Origin of the sequence: Kitasatospora sp. NPDC093679, assembly GCF_040683455.1 — a bacterium.
In the GTDB taxonomy this organism is placed as follows: domain Bacteria; phylum Actinomycetota; class Actinomycetes; order Streptomycetales; family Streptomycetaceae; genus Kitasatospora; species Kitasatospora arboriphila.
This window is the reverse complement of the sequence record NZ_JBFBDW010000024.1, coordinates 13,195-35,738: the sequence shown is the minus strand read 5'-3', so window position 1 is coordinate 35,738 and position 22,544 is coordinate 13,195. Positions and strand designations below refer to the sequence as shown.

Below are 22,544 nucleotides of genomic sequence, written 5' to 3'. Positions count from 1 at the left end.
GCCCCCGCACTCCGAGGAGTGCGGGGGCCTTCGGCGTTGCGGATCAGTGGAAGAAGTGCCGGGTGCCGGTGAGGTACATCGTGACGCCGGCCTTGGCGGCGGCCGCGACCACCTCTTCGTCGCGGATCGAACCGCCGGGCTGCACCACGGCCTTCACACCGGCGGCGACCAGGATCTCCAGGCCGTCCGCGAACGGGAAGAAGGCGTCCGAGGCGGCGTAGGAGCCCTGCGCGCGCTCACCGGCCCGCTCGACCGCGAGCTTGCAGGAGTCCACCCGGTTGACCTGGCCCATGCCGACGCCGACCGAGGCGCCGCCCTTGGCGAGCAGGATCGCGTTGGACTTGACGGCCCGGCAGGCCCGCCAGGCGAAGGCGAGCTCGGCGAGCTCGGCCTCGGAGAGCGCCTCGCCGGTCGCCAGCGTCCAGGTCGACGGGTCGTCACCGGCCGCGTCCACCCGGTCGACCTGCTGCAGCAGCGCGCCGCCGCTGATCCGGCGGACCTCCAGCGCGTCGGCGGGCGCCTCGGGCGCGCGCAGCACGCGCAGGTTCTTCTTCTTGGTCAGCACCTCCAGGGCGCCGTCCTCGTAACCGGGGGCGACGACGACCTCGGTGAAGATCGGGGCGATCTGCTCGGCCAGCTCGACGGTGACCGGGCGGTTGACCGCGATGACGCCGCCGTACGCGGAGACCGGGTCGCACTCGTGCGCCTTGCGGTGGGCCTCGGCGACGTCCGTGCCGATCGCGATGCCGCACGGGTTGGCGTGCTTGATGATCGCGACGGCCGGCTCGGCGTGGTCGTACGCGGCGCGGCGCGCGGCGTCGGTGTCCATGTAGTTGTTGTAGGACATCTCCTTGCCGTGCAGCTGCTCGGCGCCCGCCAGGCCGCCGGTGCCGTCGGTGTAGAGCGCCGCCTGCTGGTGCGGGTTCTCGCCGTAGCGCAGGACGTTCTGGCGCTCCCAGGTGGCGCCGAGGAAGGCGGGGAAGGACTCCTCCGACTCCGTGTAGCCGGACTCCTCGAACCAGGAGGCCACGGCCACGTCGTACGCGGCGGTGTGCGCGAAGGCGGCGGCGGCCAGGCGCTTGCGGGTCAGCAGGTCGAAGCCGCCGCCCTTGACCGCGCCGAGCACGTCGTCGTAGCGGGCCGGGTCGACGACCACGGCGACCGAGGGGTGGTTCTTGGCTGCGGCGCGGACCATCGACGGACCGCCGATGTCGATCTGCTCGACGCACTCGTCCGGGGTGGCGCCGGAGGCGACGGTGGCGGTGAACGGGTAGAGGTTCACCACGACCAGGTCGAACGGCTCGACACCCAGCTCGGCGAGCTGCGCGCGGTGCGACTCCAGGCGGAGGTCCGCGAGGACGCCGGCGTGCACCCGCGGGTGCAGGGTCTTGACCCGGCCGTCCAGGCACTCGGGGAAGCCGGTCAGCTCGGAGACCTCGGTCACCGGGACGCCCGCGGCGGCGATCCGGCCCGCGGTGGAGCCGGTGGACACGATCGCGACCCCGGCGGCGTGCAGCCCCTGGGCCAGCTCCTCCAGTCCGGTCTTGTCGTAGACGCTGATCAGCGCGCGGCGGATCGGGCGTACGTCCTCGGAGACGGGGGGCGTGCTGTGGGCGGCGCTCATGCCGGAATCCATACCTTTCGGTCTTCGATGCGGTGGCCTTCGCGGGCCAGCCGGCCCACGACCTCGACGAGCAGCGTGCGCTCGACAGTCTTGATGCGCTCGTGCAGCGCTTCGCCGCCATCGGCGTGGTCGGCGTCGAGGACCTCCACGACGCCCTGCGCGATGATCGGCCCGGTGTCCACGCCGGCGTCGACCAGGTGAACGGTGCAGCCGGTGACCTTCACGCCGTAGGCGAGGGCGTCCGGCACGCCGTGCGCGCCGGGGAAGGCCGGCAGCAGGGCGGGGTGGGTGTTGACGATCCGGCCGGCGAAGGCGCCGATGAACTCCGGACCGAGGATCTTCATGAAGCCCGCGGTCACCACCAGGTCGGGCTCGTACCCGGCGACCGAGGCGGTCAGCGCGGCGTCCCAGGCGGCCCGGTCGGCGTGGTCGGCGATCCGGTGGACGAAGGTCGGGATGCCGGCGGCCTCGGCCCGCTTCAGGCCGGCGATGTCGGTGCGGTCCGCCCCGACGGCGAGGATCACCGCGCCGTAGGCCGGGTCCTGCACCGCGTCGATCAGCGCCTGGAGATTGGTGCCGGAACCCGAGACCAGGACCACCAGACGGGCCGGTCCGGGCGTGCGCGGCGGAAAGACTTGGGCGGAAGCGGCGGCCACTGCGCGAATCTCCGTACGTCGTGTCGCCCGCTGGTACGTCCACCGTCGGTGGGGCCACTACGGGCGGCGGCAGGTCGAGCCGGACGGCACCGCCGGGGCGTCTCCGCTGCGCTGCGGGGGCCCGGGGGAACCGCTGTGGACTGCTGACCGTCACCACGATAACGGCTGGTCGAAGGCGTTCCGTCACCAGCAGACCACGCTACGCGCGTAGTTGAGACACGGATCTCGCCGTACGGTGCCGCAGCCGGACACGGACCGGCGGTCCGCGGGCGCCTCGGCGGGCTCGGGTGGGTGGCGGGTGGACGGGCGACGTGCGGGTGGGCAACGTGCGTGCGGGTGGGTGGGAGGTGTGCGAGGGGGTAGGAGGGGGTGCGTCGCCGCGGCGGGACGGCGGCGCCGGAGGCGGTGCTGCGGGGCGGTCGGTGCGGCGGGCGGCAGGGCCCGGCACGGCCCGCGGGCCCACCCGGCAGGGCGGCGCAGAGCCCGTACCGCCCTGCGGGATCATTGGAGGCGCGGACCGCTCCCGGAGCGGCCCGACGCCCCCCGGACGAGAAGGAATGGCCGACACCATGAGCAGCGGAGACGACACCGGCGAGCGCAACCCGTTCGCGCCGCCGCCGGCGGATGCCCCCGACCGGCCGTGGCAGCCGCGCGCTCCGCAGCAGCCCCCCACCGAGCGGCCGGAGGACGGCGACCGGGACGACGACCGGGTGCCGCCGCCGCACCCGTGGAGCCCGGGATACCGCGGCGGATGGTCCGAGCCGCAGCAGCCCCGCTTCGACCCGACCGACCCGGTGCAGCGGCGCGCCCGCTACGCGCTGAGCGCCGGCATGGCCGGCCTGTTCTGCGCGATCACCGGCATGCGGTACCTCGCGCTGCTGCTCGGTGCACTGGCGCTGTACTGGGGGATCAGCGCGCTGCGGGCCGAGCGTCCGGCGTCGGCCGCCTCCCCCGCCCCGCACGCCGCGGCCGGCGGCAACCCGCACGCCCTCGGCACCGCCCGGGTCGGCGGCTGGGCCCAGCCGCAGCCCACCCGGCCGCAGGTGCCCGCCGCGCTCGGCGGACTGCTGACGGGCGGTGTCGCCCTGATCTTCACGCTGTCCGTCTTCGGCGTCCAGCTCTACTACCACGACTACGTGACCTGCGTGAACGACGCCCTGACCAACGAGGCGGCGCAGAGCTGCGACAACCTCGCCCCGGACGTCATCACCCAGCTGACCAACCCCGGCAGCCGCTGACGCCGGGTGCCTCGGGGGCGGGGTGCGGTTCGCGCGCCCGCGGGTTCGGCGTGCCCCGCAGCGCGGGGTGCGCCCGTCCCGGGGTTGCGCAGTTCCCCGCGCCCCTGCTGCGTGCTTCACCCGAACCCGCCAGGTAAGCCCGTCCCGGGGTTGCGCAGTTCCCCGCGCCCCTGTTTCGGGTGGCCCGTCAGGTGTCGTCGGGGCGGAGGGCGGCGAGGCGGGTGACGGCGTCGTGGAGGGTGCGGCGCAGGCGGGGGCAGCGGGCGGCGGTGGACCAGGCGGTGAGGCGGGCCGTCGCCGGGGTCGGCGGGAGGGCCCGGTCGGCCGTGCGGGTGAGCAGCCAGCGGGCGAGCAGGGCTCCGGGCGGCACGACGGCGGCGGACCAGCCCGCGGCGGTCAGGGCGGCCTGCCAGGGGACGGGGCCCAGGGCGGCCATCCGTCCGGCCCCGAGTGCGCCTCCGGCGGACCAGGAGGCCGCCGCGGCGGCGGCCGAGACCGTGAGCACGGCGGCGAACGCGACCAGTGCGGTACCGGCCGGGTGCCAGGGGCGGCTGGTGCCGCGGCCTGCGGCGGCCCGTCCGAGCAGCAGGGCCGGCACGACGCCCACGAGCAGGGGCAGGACCGCCAGGACGGCCTGACCGGCGGCGCCGGGGCCGTCGGTCGGGAGGAGCGCGAAGAGCGGGAACTCGGGCACCGCGCCCAGGTGGGTGGCCACCGGTGAGACGGTGGTGCCGGTGCCGACGGCGAAGCCCGGCCCCAGCGCGTAGGCGGCGGCCCAGAGCACGGCGTTCGGCAGCAGCAGGGTGCAGGCGAGGAGGAGTCCGAGGACGCCCGCGGGGCCGTCCGCGAGGCCGGCGGCGGTGCTGCCCGCGGTGCCGAGGGCGACGGCGGTGGTGAGCAGGAGTCCCCCGGCGGCGAGCAGGCCGAGCAGCCAGCTGCCCGCGGTGCCACGCAGGGCTGCGGTGGCGTCCCGCGGCGGCGCCCAGTCCGCGGCCGCCCAGGTGCGGAGCCGGTCGGCGAGCACGGCCGGCAGGAGGGCCGGCGGGCCCGGCTGCGCGTGGCCGTGGCCGGCCAGGACTCCCCAGGCCAGGCCGGCGGCGGTGACGGCCGCGACGACGGGGAGGTCGGTGACAGGGTCGGCGGCCAGGACGGCTTCGCTGCCGCTGCACTCGGCGACGGCCAGTGCGGCCACCGCGAGGTATCCGATGCCCAGCGGCAGGGCGGACCGCCAGGCTCCCGTGCCGTGCGGGGCGCGTGCCCCGGCCCTGGCCCCCGCGCGGCGGAGCAGGCCGGCGCTGACGGCGGTGAGCAGCAGCGGGGTGAGGGTGAAGGGTGCACCGCCCGGACCGCGGGTGAGCGGTGCCCCGTGGCCGAGCAGCCAGAGGGCGCAGGCGAGCCGGAGGGCGCCGCGGGCGGTGACGTCGCCGTACGGGGTGAGCACCCAGAGCCCGAGGACGGGGACGGCGATCACGGAGAGGGCGAGGAGGGCCGTTCGGGCGCCGACGAGCAGGTCGGCGAACGGGGAGCGGGAGCCCAGATCGTCGGGCAGGCCCAGGATCGGACGGCCCATCAACTGCGTCATGGGCCACATGCTCCCAAGATCACCCGTTGCGCCCCGTGAAGCGGCGAACCTTCGCCGTGTCCCGGATTATTTGCTTATGTGCCTTATTCGACTCTGCAGCCGCCGCGGGGAGCCGCGGTGACCGCACCTTCGAAGGCCGACCGGGCCGGGGACGACCCCACCGGCCCGACCACCGCTGCCCGACCGCCCGCCGCGGCCCCGTCGGACCGGGCGCGGCAGGACGCCGCCCGGCTGCTGCAGCGGCTGACCCCGCGTGAGGCGCAGGTCGTCGCCCGGATGGCGGAAGGGGACGACGACCGGGCCGTCGCCGCCGCGCTCGGCATCGCCCCCGCGACCGTCCGCAAGCACCTCAACCGGGCGATGCGGAAGCTGGGGGTCGGCTCGCGCGCCGAGGCCGCCCGCCTGGCCGCCCTGCTGGGGACGCCCGGGGCCGCCGCTGAACCCACCCCTCCGGCACCCCCGGAAACCCCCGGGGCGGCCGTGCCGACCGGGCCCACCGAGCCCGGCCCGGTGCCGGCCGCGGCCGCGGTCGGACCCTCGCCGCCGACGCCGGAGGAGCACCCGCGGACGCCGGACGGGCCCCGGTCGCCCGAGGAGCCCGAGCCGTCGCGGGCCCGCCCGCAGGAGCAGCCGTCCGCTCCGCTCCCCCGCCCGCCGCTGGCCGGGGCGCCGCCCCGCCGCCGGCCGGAGTTCGCCGCGTTCAGTGCGGCCGTGCACGCCCGGCTGGTGCAGCAGACCTTCCTGGTCACCGGATCGCCGCACCGGGCGGCCCGCAGTGTGCGGATCGCCCTGGGGGCGGCGGCGCTGCGGTGGGACGAGGTGGCGGAGCTGCCGGACCCGGAGGGCTGGGTCCGGGCGGCGGCGTTCGAGTCGGCGCTGTCGCCGTGGCGGCGGGGCGGTCCCCGTCGTGCGGGCAGGCACCACCTGCCGCACCGGAGGATCAAGGTGAAGGGCGAGCGGGCCCGCCGCCGGCCGGACGAGAACCGTCCGACCGCCCGGGACCGGGCGCTGCTCACCGCGATGCACCGGCTGACCCGGCCGCAGCGCCGGGCGGTGGTGCTGCACGACGCGGTGGGCCTGCCGGTGGCGGCGGTGGCGGAGGAGGTGGAGTCCAGCACGGCGGCGGCCGCGGGGCGGGTCCTGGCGGCGCGCGAGGAGCTGTCCCGGACGGTGCCGGAGGTGGTCGGTGCCGACCCGTCGGCGCCGGGGTTCGGCCCGGCGCTCGGCGCGCTGCTGTTCGAGGCGGCGGTGCGGGCCTGCCCGTCGCCGCGGGCGCCCTCGCCGGCCCGGCTCGCCGCCGGGGGCCGCCGCCGGGCGCACGCGGTCACCGGCGCGGCGGGGCTGCTGGTGCTCGGCACGGCCGGCGCGATGGTCGTCACCCTGGTGGTCGGCGGGCCCGACGACACGGCCCGCCGGGCCCGGCCGGCGGCGGCGCCGCAGACGGAGGCGTCCCCGCCGCCGGAGGTGTGCTCCGCGGCCGGTACGGGCAGTTCGGGTCCGGCCGCGCCAGGCCGCGAGCCGGGGCTGCGGAGCCCCTGGTGCAGTCCGACGGCCCCGCGGCCGGGAGCGGCCCCGAGCGCGGCGGCGGACGGCGGCGCGGGCCTCCCGGACGGGGACACGCCGTCCACGGCCCCGCAGGACGGGGCGGACGGGACGAGCGGCCCGGGCGACGGGACGGTGACCGAGGGCGCGCCCCCGCACGACGGGCAGCCGGTGACCGGTCCCGTGGCGCTGACCCGGCCCGCGGACGCGCTGCCGGTCCCGGTGCCGTGCGCGCCGCTGTGGCCCTGCGCGACGCTCGCCCCGGCGGACGTCCCCCGGCTGCTCCCCTGAGCCGGGAAGCGGCCCGGGAACGACCCGGGGAGCCGGGAGAAGACGGCGAGGGCGCCGCGGACGGATGTCCGCGGCGCCCTCGCACGTGGCGTCGGCCCTGGGGCCTGCCGGGGCCTTACTTGACGGTCGCGAAGAGCTCGCGGGCCAGGCGGGCGGTCTCGGACGGCGTCTTGCCGACCTTGACGCCGGCGGCCTCGAGGGCCTCCTTCTTCGCCTGGGCGGTGCCGGAGGAGCCGGAGACGATGGCGCCGGCGTGGCCCATGGTCTTGCCCTCGGGCGCGGTGAAGCCCGCGACGTAGCCGACGACCGGCTTGGTGACGTGCTCGGCGATGAAGGCCGCGGCACGCTCCTCGGCGTCGCCGCCGATCTCACCGATCATCACGATGACCTCGGTCTCCGGGTCCTCCTGGAACGCCTTGAGGGCGTCGATGTGGGTGGTGCCGATGACGGGGTCGCCACCGATGCCCACGGCCGAGGAGAAGCCCAGGTCACGCAGCTCGTACATGAGCTGGTAGGTCAGGGTGCCGGACTTGGAGACCAGGCCGATCTTGCCCGGGCCGGTGATGTCGGCGGGGATGATGCCCGCGTTCGACTGTCCGGGGGAGATCAGGCCGGGGCAGTTCGGGCCGATGATCTGGGTCTTGCCGCCCTTGGCACCGGCGTACGCCCAGAAGGCGGCCGAGTCGTGGACCGGCACGCCCTCGGTGATGACGACCGCGAGGCCGATCTCGGCGTCGATCGCCTCGACGACGGCGTCCTTGGTGAACTTCGGCGGGACGAAGATGACGGTGACGTCGGCACCGGTCTTCTCCATGGCCTCGGCGACGGAGCCGAAGACGGGCACCTCGGTGCCGTCGACGTCGACCGTGGTGCCGGCCTTGCGCGGGTTCACACCGCCGACGATCTGGGTGCCGGAGGCGAGCATGCGGCGGGTGTGCTTCATGCCCTCGGAGCCGGTCATGCCCTGGACGATGACCTTGCTGTCCTTGGTAAGGAAGATAGCCATGTGAAAGTCCCCTTCCTTACTTGGCGTTGGCCAGCTCGGCGGCGCGGTCGGCCGCACCGTCCATGGTGTCCACCTGCTGAACGAGCGGGTGGTTGGCGTCGGTCAGGATCTTGCGACCCAGCTCGGCGTTGTTGCCGTCCAGGCGGACGACGAGCGGCTTGGTGACGGCCTCGCCCTTCTCCTCGAGGAGGGCCAGGGCCTGCACGATGCCGTTGGCGACCGCGTCGCACGCGGTGATGCCGCCGAAGACGTTGACGAAGACCGACTTGACGTCGGCGTCGCCCAGGATGATCTCCAGGCCGTTCGCCATGACCTCGGCGGAGGCGCCGCCACCGATGTCGAGGAAGTTGGCGGGCTTCACGCCGCCGTGGTTCTCACCGGCGTAGGCGACCACGTCGAGGGTGCTCATGACGAGGCCCGCGCCGTTGCCGATGATGCCGACCTGGCCGTCGAGCTTGACGTAGTTGAGGCCCTTGGCCTTGGCCGCGGCCTCCAGCGGGTTCGCGGCGGCCTTGTCCTCGAGCGCCTCGTGCTCCGGCTGGCGGAAGTCGGCGTTCTCGTCCAGCGAGACCTTGCCGTCGAGCGCGATGATCTTGCCCTCGCCGGACTTGATCAGCGGGTTGACCTCGACGAGGAGCGCGTCCTCGGCGATGAAGACCTTCCAGAGCTGCTGGAGGACCTCGGCGACCTGGTCGGCGACGTCGGCCGGGAACTTCGCGGCGGCGACGATCTCGGCGGCCTTCTCCGGGGTGCAGCCCTCGTTGGCGTCGACCGGGATCTTCGCGAGCGCGTCGGGGTTCTCCTCCGCCACGACCTCGATCTCGACACCGCCCTCGACGCTGGCCATCGCCAGGAAGGTGCGGTTCGTGCGGTCCAGCAGGAACGAGACGTAGTACTCGTCCTTGATGTCCGCGGTCTGGGCCAGCATCACCTTGTGGACGGTGTGGCCCTTGATGTCCATGCCGAGGATGGCCTCGGACTTGGCGACGGCGTCCGCCGGGTCGGAGGCGAGCTTGACGCCGCCGGCCTTGCCTCGGCCGCCGACCTTCACCTGAGCCTTGACGACGGCGCGGCCGCCGAAGCGCTCCGCGATGGCGGCAGCGTCTGCGGCGTTCTCGATGACATCGCCGTCAAGCACGGGCACACCGTGCTTGGCGAAGAGGTCCCTCGCCTGGTACTCGAACAGGTCCACGTGTTTGTCCTTGTTCGTGGTCGCGGATTGTGTCTCTTCGAGCGTGCCACGGCAGGATCTTCGCTGCGGGTCGTCGGGGCTGCGCGGGTACGCAGAGCTACGGCCTTGCGGTCCGTACAGCGCCGGGCGCACCGTCAATCAACACGCGCGTCACGTCCGTGTGGCAGGTTATCCCCGTACGACGGGCGTGTTTCGCCCGTGGCGGGGTCGGGCTTGGTGAGAACCGTCACAACGGGTGCACCCGGCAGGCCGGGAGCCGGTCTCTCATCGACAATGCCGATGCCGTGAGATGCGGACATCCCGCACCCGAACGGGTGAGGCGGCTCAACCGTTGTCCGGCACCGGCAGCGGGCGCTTCTCGATCGCCGCGGCCATGATCTCCGGGAAGACGTCCGGCGTGCAGGCGAAGGCCGGGGCGCCGAGCTCCGCCAGGGCCGCGGCGTGCGCACGGTCGTAGGCGGGGGCGCCCTCGTCGGAGAGCGCGAGCAGGGCGATGAACTGCACCCCCGCCGCCTTCATCGCGGCGACCCGCTTGAGCATCTCGTTGCGGATGCCCCCCTCGTACAGGTCGCTGATCAGCACCACGATCGTCTCGGACGGCCGGGTGATCCTCGACTGGCAGTAGGCGAGGGCGCGGTTGATGTCGGTGCCGCCGCCGAGCCGGGTCGCGAACAGCACGTCCACCGGGTCGCTCAGCTGCTCGGTCAGGTCGACGACGGAGGTGTCGAAGACGACCAGCCGGGTGTCCAGGCTGCGCATCGACGCCAGCACCGCGCCGAACACCGCCGAGTGCACCACCGACGCCGCCATCGAACCGGACTGGTCGATGCAGAGGACGACGTCCTTCTTCACCGCGCGCTGCGCCCGGGCGTAGCCGATCAGCCGCTCCGGGACGACGGTGCCGGTGCCGTCCGGGCCCGCCTCGGGCAGGTAGTTCTTGAGGTTGGCGCGGATGGTGCGGTTCCAGTCGATGTCCCGGTGCCGGGGGCGGTTCACCCGGGCGGAGCGGTCGAGCGCGCCGCCGAGGGTCGCCCGGGTGCGGTCGGCGAGGCGGCGCTCCAGGTCGGCCACCACCTTGCCGACCACCGCCCGGGCCGTCTCCCGGGTGGTCTCCGGCAGGGCGTGCTTGAGCGAGAGCAGGGTGCCGACCAGGTGGACGTCCGGCTCCACGGCCTCCAGCATCTCCGGCTCCAGCAGCAGCCGGTCCAGGCCGAGCCGGGAGATCGCGTCCTGCTGCATCAGCTGGACGACCGTGGTCGGGAAGTACTCGCGGATGTCGCCGAGCCAGCGGGCCACCTGCGGCGCCGAACCACCGAGGCCGGCACTGCGCGCGGCGCCGCGGCCGCCCTCGGCGTCCGTCCCGCGGTAGAGCGCGGCGAGCGCGCCGTCCATGGCGGCGTCCCGCCCGCTCGGGCGGTGGCCCGTGCCGTCGGCCTCGCCGCCGAGCACCATCCGCCAACGGCGCAGCCGCTCGTCGGCCGGGTCCAGCGGAGCGCGGGTGGCGGTCATGGGTGCTCCTCGGGTGCGCGTACGGGTGCAGGTGCGGGTACGGACGGGCGGGGCTGCCGGAGCCCGGGCGGGCGGCGCGGTGACGGCGTCCCAACAGCCATGCAACCAGCCGGGACTGACATGGCGGCGGGCTCCGGGGCGGCCCGCCGGTCAGGTGTTGCGGCCGGTGGGCTGGCGCGGGATGCGGGGCAGCAGCGGCGCCGTCGTCACGTCCGGCAGGCCGAGCAGGAGGGCGAGGACGGGCAGGACGGCGTCCGCCCGCTGCTCGTCGAGCTCCTCGGGCGGGGCGGCCGCGGCGGCCGCGCCGGTGCCGAGCGGGCCGGCCGCGGCGCGCTCGCCGATGGTGCGGCGCACGCCCGCCTCCAGGCCGGAGAAGGTGCGGCGCAGCACAGGCAGCAGGTCGATCAGGGTGTCGCCGGGGACGCCGGTGAGCCAGTCGTCGAGGAGGCCGAGCAGGGCGGTGTCGTGCAGCAGCAGGGCGCCGCCACCGGCCAGGAAGCCCTCGATCCAGCCGGCCGCGTCGGCGGGGGCGCCGGCCGGGGAGAGCACCAGGCCCATCCGGCGGCCGGCCTCCGCGGAGTCGAGCCGGCCCTCGTCGAGGAGCAGCCGGACGGCGCGGCCGCGCAGCAGGCCGGGCACGCCGGTGGTGGGGCCGCCGGAGGGCTCGCGGGCGGCGAGGGAGTGCAGGGCGGCGGCCCACCGCTCGGCGGGGTGGTCGCCCGGGCCGTCACCGGCGGCGGGCGGTAGCAGGCCGACGGCGGCGTGGACGGCATCGAGGTGGGCGCGCATGGCGGCGGCGCCGTCGGCGTCGAGCCCGGTGCAGGCGGGCGGCAGGCCGACGCCGATCCGCTCGGCGAGGCCGCGGGCGACGCCGTCGAGGGCGGTGGCGTCGGTGCCGCGGACGTCCCCGTAGCGCAGCGCGCGGACGAGGGCGGGCAGGGCGGCGGCGAGGTGCGCCACGTCGGTGTCCAGGGCGGCCCGGTCGGCGAGGGCCCGCATGACGGCGGGCAGGGCGCCGGTGAGGCCGGCGAGCAGGCACTGCTCGACGAGGCCGGTGAGGTCGGCGAGGTCGGTGGCGTCGGCGGCCTGCCGGGCGGCCTTGCCGCAGGCCGCGTCCTCGACGGTGGTGCCCCAGTGGGCGGCCTCGACGACGCGGACGGCGTACTCGGGCTCCCAGTACAGCCGCCAGGTCTCCCGGAAAGTGCCGGTGGAGTTGACGGCGGAGCGGGCCGGGGCGCCCCAGTCGATGCCGAGCAGCCGCAGCCGGTGCAGCAGGCGGGAGCGCTCGGCGTCGAGGTCCTTGCGCAGGTCGAGGACGAGCTCCCGCTCGGCGGCCTCCGGCTTGAGGCGCAGGCTGCGCTGGAGGCGGGCGAGGTCGCGCTGGAGCGGGACGGCGGGGGCGCCGTCCGGGACCTCGCCGAGGGCGTCGCCGACCACCAGCCGGTCGTGGACGAGGGCCAGGGTGACGTCGGAGCCGTCGCACATCACGGACCGGACGGCGTCGAGGGTCTCGCCGAGGCCGGCGAGCGGGCGGCCGCGGAGCACGGCGAGCGTCTCGGCGAGCCGGACGGCCTCGATGACGTGCGCGGAGGAGACCGGGTGGTCCTCGGCGCGGAGCAGGTCGGCGATGCCGGTCATCCAGCGGGTGACCGGCCGGTCGGGGCTGGTGAAGAGGTGGTGGTACCAGCCGGGCGAGTCGATGCCGGCGCCGTAGCCGGTGTGCTGGGCGAGCCGGCGGTGCGTCCAGGGCACCCAGGTGATCCGGGTCTTCACCTTGGGCAGGCCGGCGAGCAGGGCGCGGTCGTGGGCGACGGTGGGCATGGTCTGCAGGGCGGGGACGTGCCAGGCGCCGCAGACCACCGCGATCCGCCGGTGGCCGGCCCGGCGGGCGGCGCGGATCTGCTGGCGCATGTACGCCTCGCGCAGGTCGTCGCGGCGGGCGCGCGGCCCGGCCGGGGCGGTCTCGCGCAGCGCGGTCATGGCCTCGGCGACCGCGGCGAAGGGGGCGAGGGCGTCCCCGTCGGGGGCGCGGTGCTCGACGACGTCCTCCCACCAGCGCTCGGGGTCGTCGTGGCCGGCGGCCTCGGCGAGGGCGGCGATCGGGTCGCCGATGCCGCCCTCCGCCTCCGCCGCCTCGCCGGACGTGCCCCCCGGCACGCCCGACGGGGCTTCGGCGAGTGCGAAGGTGTGCGCCGCGGGCAGGTCGACGAAGCGGACCGGGACGTCGTGGTCGGCGGCGTACCGCAGGGCCACCCATTCGGGCGAGAACACGGCGAACGGCCAGAAGGCGGCCCTGGCAGGGTCGTCGACGACGTGGGCGAGCAGGGCGACCGGCGGCTGCATCTCCTTGTCCGCGGCGAGCGCGGCGATCGCGTCGGCCTCCGGCGGGCCCTCGATCAGCACCGCGTCGGGCTTCAGCTGCTCCAGGGCGGCGGCCACCGCGCGGGCGGAGCCGGGCCCGTGGTGGCGGACGCCGAGCAGGGTGACCTCTGCGCTCATGGTCGTGGACCTCGCTCTCGGATGGTTCTCTCGGTGGGCTGGGGCCGCGGCGGCCGGGTCAGTGCGCGTGCTCGCGGGCGGCGCGGTAGAAGTCCTTCCAGCCGTCCCGCTCGCGGAGGACGCCCTCGACGTACTCGTGCCAGACCGTGCGGTCGGCGACCGGGTCGCGGACGACGGCGCCGACGATGCCGGCCGTGACGTCACCGGCGCGGAGCATGCCGTCGCCGAAGTGGGTGGCGAGGGCGAGGCCGTTGGTGAGCACCGAGATCGCCTCGGCGGTGGAGAGGGTGCCGCTGGGCGTCTTGACCTTGGTGCGGCCGTCGGCGGTGACGCCGGAGCGCAGCTCGCGGAAGACGGTGACGACGCGGCGGATCTCCTCGGCGCCGGTGGGCAGCTCGGGCAGGTCGAGGGAGCGGCCGAGCTGGTTGACCCGGCGACCGACGATGTCGACCTCCTCGTCGAGCGTGGCGGGCAGCGGCAGCACGACGGTGTTGAAGCGGCGGCGCAGCGCGGAGGAGAGGTCGTTGACGCCGCGGTCGCGGTCGTTGGCGGTGGCGATCAGGTTGAAGCCGCGGACGGCCTGCGTCTCGTCGCCGAGCTCCGGCACCGGCAGGGTCTTCTCGGACAGGATGGTGATCAGGCTGTCCTGGACGTCGGCCGGGATGCGGGTGAGCTCCTCGACGCGGGCGATCTTGCCGTCGGCCATCGCCCGCATGACCGGGGAGGGCACCAGGGCCTGCCGGCTGGGGCCGTTGGCGAGCAGCTGGGCGTAGTTCCAGCCGTAGCGGACGGCCTCCTCGGGAGTGCCGGCGGTGCCCTGGACGAGCAGGGTGGAGTCGCCGCTGACGGCGGCCGCGAGGTGCTCGGAGACCCAGGTCTTGGCGGTGCCGGGCACGCCGAGCAGCAGCAGGGCCCGGTCGGTGGCCAGGGTGGTGACGGCGACCTCGACCACCCGGCGCGGGCCGATGTACTTGGGGGTGATCACGGTGCCGTCGGGCAGCGTGCCGCCGAGCAGGTAGGTGGCGACGGCCCAGGGCGAGAGCCGCCAGCGGGCGGGACGGGGGCGGTGGTCGGCGGCGGCGAGCGCGGCGAGCTCGGCGGCGAAGGCGTCCTCGGCGTGGAGGCGGAGGACTTCACTCGTACGGGTGGTCGTCTCGGTGGTCATCGACATCTCCTGGGTACGGCCGCCGGGCATGGCTGTGGCAGGGTGCGGGCAGGGCGCGGGGACGGGTGCGCGGCGGACGGGACGGCCGCGGGCGGCCCGCCGGAACGCGGTGCGGCAGGGCCGGGACGGGCTTCTCCGTACGCCCTTCCGGCCTGCTGGAACCACCATGCACGAGCCCACTGACAAGCCGGGACGCCACGATGACCGGCCGTCAGTTCGACCGGACCGGATGTCAGTGGCCCGTCCTAGCGTCGTCGGCATGGAGGAACGCTGGAGCAACGAACACGTCCTGTCGCTCGCGCTGGACCAGGCGTCGCTGAAGGCGGCCGGCAAGCTGTCCGCGCCCGCGCCGTGGTCGGACGCGGGCTGGGGCGGCGGCGCGCTGTGGGGCACCTGCAAGGGCAGCGGGAAGACGCCGTACTTCCCCTGCGTCGACCTCTCCGGGCCGGCGTACAAGTGCACCTGCCCCAGCCGGAAGTTCCCGTGCAAGCACGTGCTCGGCCTGCTGCTGCTGTGGAGCGCCGGCTCCCCGGCGGTCGCGGAGGCGGCGGCGCAGCCGGAGTGGGTGGCCGAATGGCTGGCCAGACGTCAGGGCGCCGCCGAGCAGCGGGCCGTCCGGCAGCAGGAGCGCCGGGAGTCCTCCGCGGACGACCCGGCCGCGCGCCGGCGGGCCGCCCAGCGCGCCGCCCGGGTCGCCGCCGGCGCGCAGGAGCTGCGGCTGCGGCTCTCGGACGCCGTCCGGCGGGGCCTGGCCGACAGCACCGCCCCCGGCGGCTGGGAGGAGGTCGCGGCCCGGATGGTCGACGCCCAGGCACCGGGCCTGGCCGCCCGCGCCCGCGAGCTCGCCCACACCCCGCAGGACTCCCTGCTGGAGGAGTACGCCCTGCTGCACCTGCTGGCCGGCGCCTACGGCCGGGTGGACGAGCTGCCCGCGCCGCTCGCCGCCACGGTCCGCACCCGGGTCGGGTTCAGCACCGGCGCGGACGAGGTGCTGGCCGGCCCGACGGTCCGCGACCGCTGGCACGTCCTCGGCAGCCGCGACACCGCCGACGACCGGTTGACCACCCGCCGGATCTGGCTGCGCGGCACCAAGACCGGTCGCCCGGCCCTGCTGCTCTCCTTCGGCAGCCCCGGCCGGGCACCCGAGACCGCCCTGCCGACCGGGCAGGTGCTGGAGGCCGAGCTGGCCTTCCACCCGGCCGCCCGCCCGCTGCGCGCCGTCCTCGGCACCCGCCACGGCGAGCCGGCGGCCGCCCCGGCCGGGCCGCCCGCCGGGGTCTCCCCCGCCGAGGCGGTGGCCGGCTACGGCGAGGCCGTCGCCGACGACCCGTGGCTGGAGGCCTGGCCCGCCGTGCTGGCCGGGGTGGTGCCCGTCCTCGGCCCCGACGGCTGGCAGCTGACGGACGGCCGCAGCGCCGTCCCGCTCAAGCGCGGCGCCACGCCGGAGCCGGCGCTGTGGCGGCTGGCCGCGCTCTCGGCCGGCCACCCGGTCACGCTGTTCGGCGAGTACGGGCACGCCGGGTACGCCCCGGTCACCGCCTGGTCGGCGGACGGCCGCGCGATCGGCCTCGACCGGTGACCGCGCCCCGGACGGCCACCGTCCGCCATCCCCACCAGACCCACCCGACGGGAGGCCGGCCGTGACGGCACCGACCACCACCGCCCACGACAGCTGGTCCGAGCTGCAGACCACCGCCCTGCTCGGCACCGACCGACGGCCGTTGCCCGGCCCGGCCGGTTCACCCGCGTCCGCCGCCGCGGCCGGGGCCGTCGACCGCACCGACCCGGCGACGGCCCTGCTCGACCTGGCCGCGCTGGCCACCGTCCGGCGCCGCGCCGGTGCCCGGGCCCTGCCCGCCCCCGAGCTGCCCGCCCCGGCGGAGGAGGACGGCCGGCCGGAGCTGCCGGAGCCGGCCGCCCGCCGACTCGGCTTCCTGCTGGGCGGCCGCGGCCCGGACACCAGCCTCGCCAACCTCACCGAGCTGCTCCCCCAGTGGCTGGCCGCCGCCCGGGCGCACGGCTACCGGCTGCCGCCGGCGCACGTGCCCGCCCTGCTGGACACCGCCCGCGCCCGCAGTGAGCTGCGCCCCGACGTGGTGGCCCTGGCCGGCCCGCTCGGCCGCTGGCTGGCCGGGCAGAACCCGGACTGGCGCTTCGTCGGTCGCACCCGCGGTGCGACCGACGCGGCAGGAGCGGCAGGCGCCGCCGACGCCCGGCACGATCCGGCGGCCGGCGAGCAGATCTGGCAGGAGGGCCTGTTCGCCGAGCGGGTCACCCACCTGACCAGGCTGCGCCGCCGCGACCCGGCGGCCGGCCTCGCCCTGCTGCGCTCCACCTGGGGCACCGAGCGGGCCGAGGACCGCCTGCTCTTCCTCGACGCCCTGCAGGAGGGGCTGTCCACGGCGGACGAGGAGTTCCTGGAGGCCGCCCTCGGCGACCGCAGCAAGAACGTCCGCACCACTGCCGCGGAGCTGCTCTCCACCCTGCCCGGCTCGGCCCTCGCCGCCCGGATGGCCGAGCGCGCCCGCGCCTGCGTGCACCCGCTCGACGGCCTGCTCGCCGTCGCCCCGCCCGCCGAGTGCGACGCGGCGATGCAGCGCGACGGCATACCGCTCAAGTCGCCCACCGGGCGCGGGCAGCGCTCCTGGTGGCTCGGCGAGATCGTGGCCGCCGCCCCGCTCGCGCTGTGGACGGACGCCACCGGCCTGACCCCGCAGCAGGTGCTGCGGCTGCCCGCACGGGAGGGCGGCGAGGCCGACGGCACCGACTGGTCGGCGGACCTGCGGGAGGCCTGGGCACGGGCCGCCGTCCGGCAGCACGACGAGGCCTGGGCGCGCGCCCTGCTCGGCCCGGCGCCCCGGCCGGGCGGCGCCGAGCGGACGGCGGGCGCCCCGGCGAAGCTGCTGGCCGTCCTGCCGCCGGTGGAGCGGGCGGCCTGGACGGCGGCGTTCATCCGGGCCCACGGGCTCGGCGACGCCTTCCAGTTGCTCGGGGCCTGTGCCACTCCGTGGACGCCGCCGCTCTCCACCGCGGTCGTCGCCGCGCTGGAGCGGGCGGCCGGCTCCGGGGCCTACCCGTGGAGCCACAGCGGGGTGCTCGGCATGACGGAGCGGGCGCTCGCCCCGGAGGCCGCCCCCGCGGTGGAGGCGCTCGCCGCCGACGCCGCGCCCGACACCGCCTGGGCCGACACCTTCACCCGTCTCGCGGAGACGCTCCGGCTGCGGGCTGCCATGTTCGCCGAACTCGCGCCCTGAAGGGCCGCGTACGGCGGGCCGGTGGTCAGCCCGCGCGGCGGAGGTTCGCCTCGACCCAGTCGACCACCGACCCGGTCGTGGTGCCGGGGGTGAAGACGTCGGCGATGCCGAGCTCCTTGAGCCGGGCGATGTCCTCCTCGGGGACGATCCCGCCGCAGAAGACCGTGATGTCCTCGGCCTCGCGTTCGCGCAGCAGCTCCATCACGCGTGCGCAGAGGGTCAGGTGGGCGCCGGAGAGGATGGACAGCCCGATGCCGTCGGCGTCCTCCTGGATCGCCGTGTCGACGATCTGCTCCGGGGTCTGGTGCAGGCCGGTGTAGATGACCTCCATGCCGGCGTCGCGCAGCGCGCGTGCGATCACCTTCGCGCCCCGGTCGTGGCCGTCCAGCCCCGGTTTGGCGACCACCACGCGGATCGGCCCCGACACACCCATCACAGCCTCCTGGACCTCGTCGTCCGCGGCCCGGCCGCCCCGCCCGGACGCGGGCGCGGTGTCCACGGCCTCCGGCGGGCCTGCTGGCAGCGTAACGCGGAGTGCACCCGTCGGCGGTTTTCGGTTGCGGACGGGCGGGGAAAATCACAGGGCTGCCCGTCAGCCACCCCTGGTACCAGCTCTTCCGTCTCCCCTGCGTCGGCCGCCGCAGGGGCCCCGCGCCGTCCTGCCGGGGAGAGCCGCATGACGATCCCGTTCCAGCGGACGGCCGCCACCGTCCGCGGCGCGGGCGCGGAAGCCGCCGCGCTCGCGCACCACTTGGTCCGCTACCCCACCGGAATCCCGCCGGAGCGACGGCCCCGTCCGTGCCCGGACCGTCCGGCGCCGCCCGCCGCGCCGCCCCGGCACGACCCCGTGCTGCTGCTGCACGGATTCGTCGACAACCGGGCCGTGTTCGGGCCGCTCCGCCGCGATCTGCACCGGCACGGCTGGACGCACCTGCACGCCCTCAACTACTCGCCGCTGACCCGTGACGTGCGGGCCGCCGCCGTGCTGCTCGCCCGGCACGTCGAGTGGGCGGCACAGGCGCACGGGGGCCGCCCCGTCGCCCTGGTCGGTCACAGCCTGGGCGGCCTGATCGCCCGTTACTACGTGCAGCGCCTCAGCGGGCACGAACTCGTCCCCGAGGTGGTCACCCTGGCCACCCCGCACGAGGGGACGACGGCGGCCCTGCTGCCCAACCCCTTCCCGATCACCCGTCAGCTGCGGCCGGGCAGCGACCTGCTGTCCGAACTTCGGCTGCCTGCGCCGGGCTGCACCAGCCGCTTCACGGCCGTCCGCGGCGGGCTGGACGAGGTGGTGCTGCCCCGCCGCGGCGCCCGGCTGGACCATCCCGACCTGGACGCCGCCAACGTGGCCGTGCCGGGCGCGGGCCACGTCGGACTGCCGGCCCACCCGCGGGCGGTCGCCGTCGTCCGGCTCGCCCTGGAGGCATGGGCCGCAGGGCCCCTGACGGAGCGCCACGCGTGCTGAGATGCGCACTTCGTCCGGGATCGTGATCAAGGTCTACAGTCTCGACTGTTTTCTCCCGGTCACTCCCGATTCCGAGGAGGCGGCGCGATGACGGTCAGACGCTCCCCCGTCCGCATCCCGATCCGTATCCCGATCCACCGGCAGCTCCCCGGCCCGGCCGGCGGCGCCGAGCGGCCCCGCGGCCAGCACCGCGGACCGCGGACGAGCACCACCCGGCGGGCGGTGCTCACCGTCGCCCTGCCGTCGGCGGCCACCCTCGGGGTCTTCGGGGTCGCGGCCGCGACCGTGCACGCGGACCGCACCCGGCTGCCCGGCCCGGCGCCGTCCGGCCCCTCGTTCCCCTCCCGCGGCCCCGCCGGCGAGCGGCCCGGCCCCGACCGGGCCGACCGGGAGCTGGCCCGGGCGGCGCTCGCCGCCCGCGGCCGTCCCCGACCGCAGCGGCCGGAGCAGCCCGGGGAAGCCGGGAGCACGGACACCGCGCCGCGACCGCTGTACGTGCTGCCGGTCGAGCGGGCGGGGCTGAGCGCGGGCTTCGGCCAGGCCGGCCCGCACTGGGCGGCCCGGCACACCGGCATCGACTTCCCGGTACCGGCCGGCACGCCCGTCCGTGCCGCGACCGACGGCACGGTGACCACCGGCTGGAGCGCCGCCTACGGGTACCTGGCGGTCGTCACCGCCGCGGACGGCACCGAGACCTGGTACGGGCACCTGCGCGGGTACCGGCTGCCCGGCGGGCCCGTCCGGGCCGGCGACGTCGTGGGATGGGCGGGGTCGACCGGGAACGCCACCGGGCCGCACCTCCACTTCGAGGTGCGGCCCGGTGGCCGGGCCCCGGTCGACCCGGTGCCGTGGCTGCTGGCCCACGGGGTCGACCCGCGCTGAGCGCCCCGGGCATGGGCCCGGGCGGGCGGCGCGGGCCGGCCCGACGGGTTCGACGACTCAGAGCTTCTCGACCGGCGCGTAGCGCAGCAGCAGCTGCTTGCGGCCGGTGGTGCCGAAGTCGATCGTCGCCTGCGCCTTGTCGCCGACGCCCTGGGTGGCGACGACGGTGCCGAGGCCGAAGGAGTCGTGGCTGACCCGGTCGCCGACGGCCAGCGCGACCACCTCGCGCTCGGTCACCTTCCGCGCGGACTTCGCCCAGCCCGGCTGCGGCGTCGTCGTCGAACGGGCCGAACCGCCGGAGGAGCCGTACGAGCGGGACCCCCCGGAGGACGAGGGCGAGAAGCCGCGGGCCGGGGGCACGGCCGCCGCGCCGGTGCGCTTCCAGTCGACGAGGGTGTCCGGGATCTCCTCCAGGAAGCGGGAGGCCGGGTTGTACGCGGGCTGGCCCCAGGCGCTGCGGAGCACCGAGCGGGTCAGGTAGAGCCGCCGGCGGGCACGGGTCAGGCCGACGTAGGCGAGCCGGCGCTCCTCCTCCAGCTCCTTGACCTGGTTGAGGGCCCGCATGTGCGGGAAGATCCCGTCCTCCATGCCGGTGAGGAAGACCACCGGGAACTCCAGGCCCTTGGCGGTGTGCAGGGTCATCATCGTGATGACGCCCTGACCCTCCTCGTCGTCCGGGATCTGGTCGGAGTCGGCGACCAGCGCGACGCGCTCCAGGAAGTCGGCGAGCGAGCCGACCGGCGGGGTGCCCTCGGCGTCCTCGCCCTCGGGGCGCTCGCCCGGGTCCTGCTCGTACTCCAGGGCGACGGAGGCGAGCTCCTGGAGGTTCTCGATCCGGGTCTCGTCCTGCGGGTCGGTGGAGGCCTGCAGCTCGGCGAGATAGCCGGACTCCTCCAGCACGGCCTCCAGCACGGCGGCGGGGCCGGCGCCGGACTCCACGACCTGCCGCAGGCCGGCCATCATCGCGTTGAACTTCTTCACCGCGTTGGCCGAGCGCGCGGCCATCCCGTACGCCTCGTCGACCCGCTGCAGCGCCTGGGCGAAGCTGATCCGCTCGCGGGCGGCGAGGGCGTCGACCATCGCCTCGGCGCGCTCGCCGATGCCGCGCTTGGGCACGTTGAGGATCCGCCGCAGCGGGACGGTGTCCTCCGGGTTGGACAGGACGCGCAGGTAGGCCAGGATGTCCCGGACCTCCTTGCGCTCGTAGAAGCGGACGCCGCCGACGACCTTGTACGGCAGGCCGACCCGGATGAAGACCTCTTCGAAGACGCGGGACTGCGCGTTGGTGCGGTAGAAGATCGCGACGTCGCCGGGCCGGGCCTCGTCCTTGTCGGTGAGCCGGTCGATCTCGTCGGCGATGAACTGGGCCTCGCCGTGCTCGTCGTCGGCGACGTAGCCGACCACCCGCTCGCCCTGGTCACCGGCCGTCCAGAGGTTCTTCTTGCGCCGGTTGGTGTTGCGCTCGATGACGGCGTTGGCGGCGGTGAGGATGGTCTGCGTGGAGCGGTAGTTCTGCTCCAGCAGGATCGTCGTGGCGTCGGGGTAGTCCTCCTCGAACTGGAGGATGTTGCGGATCGTGGCGCCGCGGAAGGCGTAGATCGACTGGTCGGCGTCGCCGACCACGCAGAGCTCGGCCGGGGGGACCTGGGCGAGCCGGGCCGCGGTCGGGTTGACGAAGTCTCCGTCCGCGGTGAGCTTCGGCGCGTCGGAGAGGGCGCCGCCGGAGAGCTCGCGCACCAGCGTGTACTGGGCGTGGTTGGTGTCCTGGTACTCGTCGACCAGGATGTGCCTGAAGCGCCGGCGGTAGTGCTCGGCGACGTCCGGGAAGGCCTGCAGCAGGTTGACCGTGGTCATGATGATGTCGTCGAAGTCCAGCGCGTTCGCCTCGCGCAGGCGCCGCTGGTAGAGGGTGTACGCCTCGGCCAGCTTCTTCTCCATCGGGTTGGCGGCCCGGTCGGCGTAGGTCTCCTCGTCGATCAGCTCGTTCTTGAGGTTGCTGACCTTGGCGGTGAAGGACTTCGGCGGGAACTGCTTCGGGTCCAGGTCGAGGTCCCGGCAGACCAGGGACATCAGGCGCTGCGAGTCGGCCGAGTCGTAGATCGAGAACGACGAGGTGAAGCCGAGCAGCTTCGACTCGCGGCGCAGGATGCGCACGCAGGCGCTGTGGAAGGTGGAGACCCACATCGCCCGGGCGCGCGGGCCGACCAGCTGCTCGACGCGCTCGCGCATCTCGCCGGCTGCCTTGTTGGTGAAGGTGATCGCCAGGATCTCGCCGGGCTGGGCGCCGCGGGCGGCCAGCAGGTACGCGATCCGGTGGGTGAGCACCCGGGTCTTGCCGGAGCCCGCGCCGGCGACGATCAGCAGCGGGGAGCCGTGGTGCAGGACGGCCTCGCGCTGCGGGTCGTTCATGCCTTCGAGCAGCTGCTCCGGGTCGATCACGGGGCGGGCGTGGCCGTTGCGGTAGTACGCGTCGCGCTCGTCCTGGGCGGCGAGGTCGGTCTCGAACAGGCCGTCGGGGATGGCCTCCTCGTACGGCGGCTCCTCGTCCAGCGGCGGCTCGTCGTGGGCGGGGCTCGACCCGAGCGAGGGACTCTCGAAGCCGGGGAGCGGGAGGTCGTCAAAGAGGCTAGTCATGGCAT

General features: G+C 75.7%; 16 protein-coding genes. 6 read left to right on the top strand and 10 right to left on the bottom strand.

Annotation, left to right across the window (positions count from 1 at the left end; all coding sequences use genetic code 11):
* Nucleotides 1-43 precede the first annotated feature (43 nt).
* Both purH and purN read right to left on the bottom strand, forming a co-directional pair.
* Nucleotides 44-1,624 carry a bifunctional phosphoribosylaminoimidazolecarboxamide formyltransferase/IMP cyclohydrolase gene (purH, locus tag AB0O09_RS20675; protein ID WP_363543267.1) on the bottom strand — a complete coding sequence of 527 codons (1,581 nt, stop codon included), beginning with the start codon at nucleotides 1,622-1,624 and terminating at the stop codon, nucleotides 44-46.
* Nucleotides 1,621-2,280: a phosphoribosylglycinamide formyltransferase gene (purN, locus tag AB0O09_RS20670; protein WP_363543265.1), complete on the bottom strand. Its 660-nt coding sequence runs from the start codon at nucleotides 2,278-2,280 to the stop codon at nucleotides 1,621-1,623. The genes purH and purN overlap by 4 nt, the downstream gene beginning before the upstream one ends.
* Before the next feature lie 569 nt (nucleotides 2,281-2,849).
* Here purN and AB0O09_RS20665 point away from each other — a divergent pair.
* Nucleotides 2,850-3,518: a hypothetical protein gene (locus tag AB0O09_RS20665; protein ID WP_363543264.1), complete on the top strand. Its 669-nt coding sequence runs from the start codon at nucleotides 2,850-2,852 to the stop codon at nucleotides 3,516-3,518.
* A 187-nt stretch (nucleotides 3,519-3,705) separates the two neighbouring features.
* Here AB0O09_RS20665 and AB0O09_RS20660 read toward each other — a convergent pair whose 3' ends face one another.
* The gene (locus AB0O09_RS20660; protein ID WP_363543262.1) at nucleotides 3,706-5,100 is read right to left on the bottom strand and encodes a DUF6350 family protein; all 1,395 of its coding nucleotides are present in this window, start codon (nucleotides 5,098-5,100) and stop codon (nucleotides 3,706-3,708) included.
* 117 nt (nucleotides 5,101-5,217) lie between these two features.
* Between AB0O09_RS20660 and AB0O09_RS20655 the strand changes: the two genes are divergently transcribed.
* Nucleotides 5,218-6,933 carry a LuxR C-terminal-related transcriptional regulator gene (locus AB0O09_RS20655; RefSeq protein ID WP_363543260.1) on the top strand — a complete coding sequence of 572 codons (1,716 nt, stop codon included), beginning with the start codon at nucleotides 5,218-5,220 and terminating at the stop codon, nucleotides 6,931-6,933.
* A 115-nt stretch (nucleotides 6,934-7,048) separates the two neighbouring features.
* Here AB0O09_RS20655 and sucD read toward each other — a convergent pair whose 3' ends face one another.
* The 5 genes from sucD to AB0O09_RS20630 form a co-directional block, all read right to left on the bottom strand.
* Nucleotides 7,049-7,939: a succinate--CoA ligase subunit alpha gene (gene sucD / locus AB0O09_RS20650; RefSeq protein WP_363543259.1), complete on the bottom strand. Its 891-nt coding sequence runs from the start codon at nucleotides 7,937-7,939 to the stop codon at nucleotides 7,049-7,051.
* A 16-nt stretch (nucleotides 7,940-7,955) separates the two neighbouring features.
* On the bottom strand, nucleotides 7,956-9,131 hold the full coding sequence (sucC, locus tag AB0O09_RS20645) for an ADP-forming succinate--CoA ligase subunit beta (protein ID WP_263105008.1): 1,176 nt from the start codon (nucleotides 9,129-9,131) through the stop codon (nucleotides 7,956-7,958).
* A 324-nt stretch (nucleotides 9,132-9,455) separates the two neighbouring features.
* Nucleotides 9,456-10,640, bottom strand: coding sequence for a VWA domain-containing protein (locus AB0O09_RS20640; protein ID WP_363543257.1), 1,185 nt, complete (start codon nucleotides 10,638-10,640; stop codon nucleotides 9,456-9,458).
* Nucleotides 10,641-10,790: 150 nt separating this feature from the next.
* Nucleotides 10,791-13,139, bottom strand: coding sequence for a DUF5682 family protein (locus AB0O09_RS20635; protein ID WP_363543255.1), 2,349 nt, complete (start codon nucleotides 13,137-13,139; stop codon nucleotides 10,791-10,793).
* A gap of 58 nt (nucleotides 13,140-13,197) precedes the next feature.
* Nucleotides 13,198-14,304: an AAA family ATPase gene (locus AB0O09_RS20630; protein ID WP_363543253.1), complete on the bottom strand. Its 1,107-nt coding sequence runs from the start codon at nucleotides 14,302-14,304 to the stop codon at nucleotides 13,198-13,200.
* Between the two features lie 259 nt (nucleotides 14,305-14,563).
* Between AB0O09_RS20630 and AB0O09_RS20625 the strand changes: the two genes are divergently transcribed.
* Complete coding sequence (locus tag AB0O09_RS20625) at nucleotides 14,564-15,883, top strand: SWIM zinc finger family protein (RefSeq protein WP_363543251.1); 1,320 nt, start codon at nucleotides 14,564-14,566, stop codon at nucleotides 15,881-15,883.
* Nucleotides 15,884-15,944: 61 nt separating this feature from the next.
* Nucleotides 15,945-17,558: a DUF5691 domain-containing protein gene (locus tag AB0O09_RS20620; RefSeq protein WP_363543248.1), complete on the top strand. Its 1,614-nt coding sequence runs from the start codon at nucleotides 15,945-15,947 to the stop codon at nucleotides 17,556-17,558.
* A 25-nt stretch (nucleotides 17,559-17,583) separates the two neighbouring features.
* Here AB0O09_RS20620 and AB0O09_RS20615 read toward each other — a convergent pair whose 3' ends face one another.
* On the bottom strand, nucleotides 17,584-17,991 hold the full coding sequence (locus AB0O09_RS20615) for a cobalamin B12-binding domain-containing protein (RefSeq protein ID WP_344626897.1): 408 nt from the start codon (nucleotides 17,989-17,991) through the stop codon (nucleotides 17,584-17,586).
* 243 nt (nucleotides 17,992-18,234) lie between these two features.
* Between AB0O09_RS20615 and AB0O09_RS20610 the strand changes: the two genes are divergently transcribed.
* Nucleotides 18,235-19,023 (top strand): alpha/beta fold hydrolase, encoded by a 789-nt coding sequence (locus AB0O09_RS20610; protein WP_363543246.1) that lies wholly within the window; start codon nucleotides 18,235-18,237, stop codon nucleotides 19,021-19,023.
* An 87-nt stretch (nucleotides 19,024-19,110) separates the two neighbouring features.
* Nucleotides 19,111-19,905, top strand: coding sequence for a M23 family metallopeptidase (locus tag AB0O09_RS20605; protein ID WP_363543243.1), 795 nt, complete (start codon nucleotides 19,111-19,113; stop codon nucleotides 19,903-19,905).
* Nucleotides 19,906-19,962: 57 nt separating this feature from the next.
* Here the strand turns inward: AB0O09_RS20605 and pcrA are convergent, their stop codons facing one another.
* Nucleotides 19,963-22,539 carry a DNA helicase PcrA gene (gene pcrA / locus AB0O09_RS20600; RefSeq protein ID WP_363543242.1) on the bottom strand — a complete coding sequence of 859 codons (2,577 nt, stop codon included), beginning with the start codon at nucleotides 22,537-22,539 and terminating at the stop codon, nucleotides 19,963-19,965.
* Nucleotides 22,540-22,544 lie beyond the last annotated feature (5 nt).

Coding starts and splice junctions, on each gene's coding strand:
- AB0O09_RS20640 (WP_363543257.1), bottom strand. CDS start 10,640: ATGACCGCCACCCGCGCTCCGCTGGACCCGGCCGACGAGCGGCTGCGC.
- AB0O09_RS20625 (WP_363543251.1), top strand. CDS start 14,564: ATGGAGGAACGCTGGAGCAACGAACACGTCCTGTCGCTCGCGCTGGAC.
- AB0O09_RS20605 (WP_363543243.1), top strand. CDS start 19,111: ATGACGGTCAGACGCTCCCCCGTCCGCATCCCGATCCGTATCCCGATC.
- AB0O09_RS20615 (WP_344626897.1), bottom strand. CDS start 17,991: ATGGGTGTGTCGGGGCCGATCCGCGTGGTGGTCGCCAAACCGGGGCTG.
- AB0O09_RS20630 (WP_363543253.1), bottom strand. CDS start 14,304: ATGACCACCGAGACGACCACCCGTACGAGTGAAGTCCTCCGCCTCCAC.
- purH (WP_363543267.1), bottom strand. CDS start 1,624: ATGAGCGCCGCCCACAGCACGCCCCCCGTCTCCGAGGACGTACGCCCG.
- AB0O09_RS20665 (WP_363543264.1), top strand. CDS start 2,850: ATGAGCAGCGGAGACGACACCGGCGAGCGCAACCCGTTCGCGCCGCCG.
- AB0O09_RS20635 (WP_363543255.1), bottom strand. CDS start 13,139: ATGAGCGCAGAGGTCACCCTGCTCGGCGTCCGCCACCACGGGCCCGGC.
- AB0O09_RS20660 (WP_363543262.1), bottom strand. CDS start 5,100: ATGACGCAGTTGATGGGCCGTCCGATCCTGGGCCTGCCCGACGATCTG.
- AB0O09_RS20610 (WP_363543246.1), top strand. CDS start 18,235: ATGACGATCCCGTTCCAGCGGACGGCCGCCACCGTCCGCGGCGCGGGC.
- sucD (WP_363543259.1), bottom strand. CDS start 7,939: ATGGCTATCTTCCTTACCAAGGACAGCAAGGTCATCGTCCAGGGCATG.
- pcrA (WP_363543242.1), bottom strand. CDS start 22,539: ATGACTAGCCTCTTTGACGACCTCCCGCTCCCCGGCTTCGAGAGTCCC.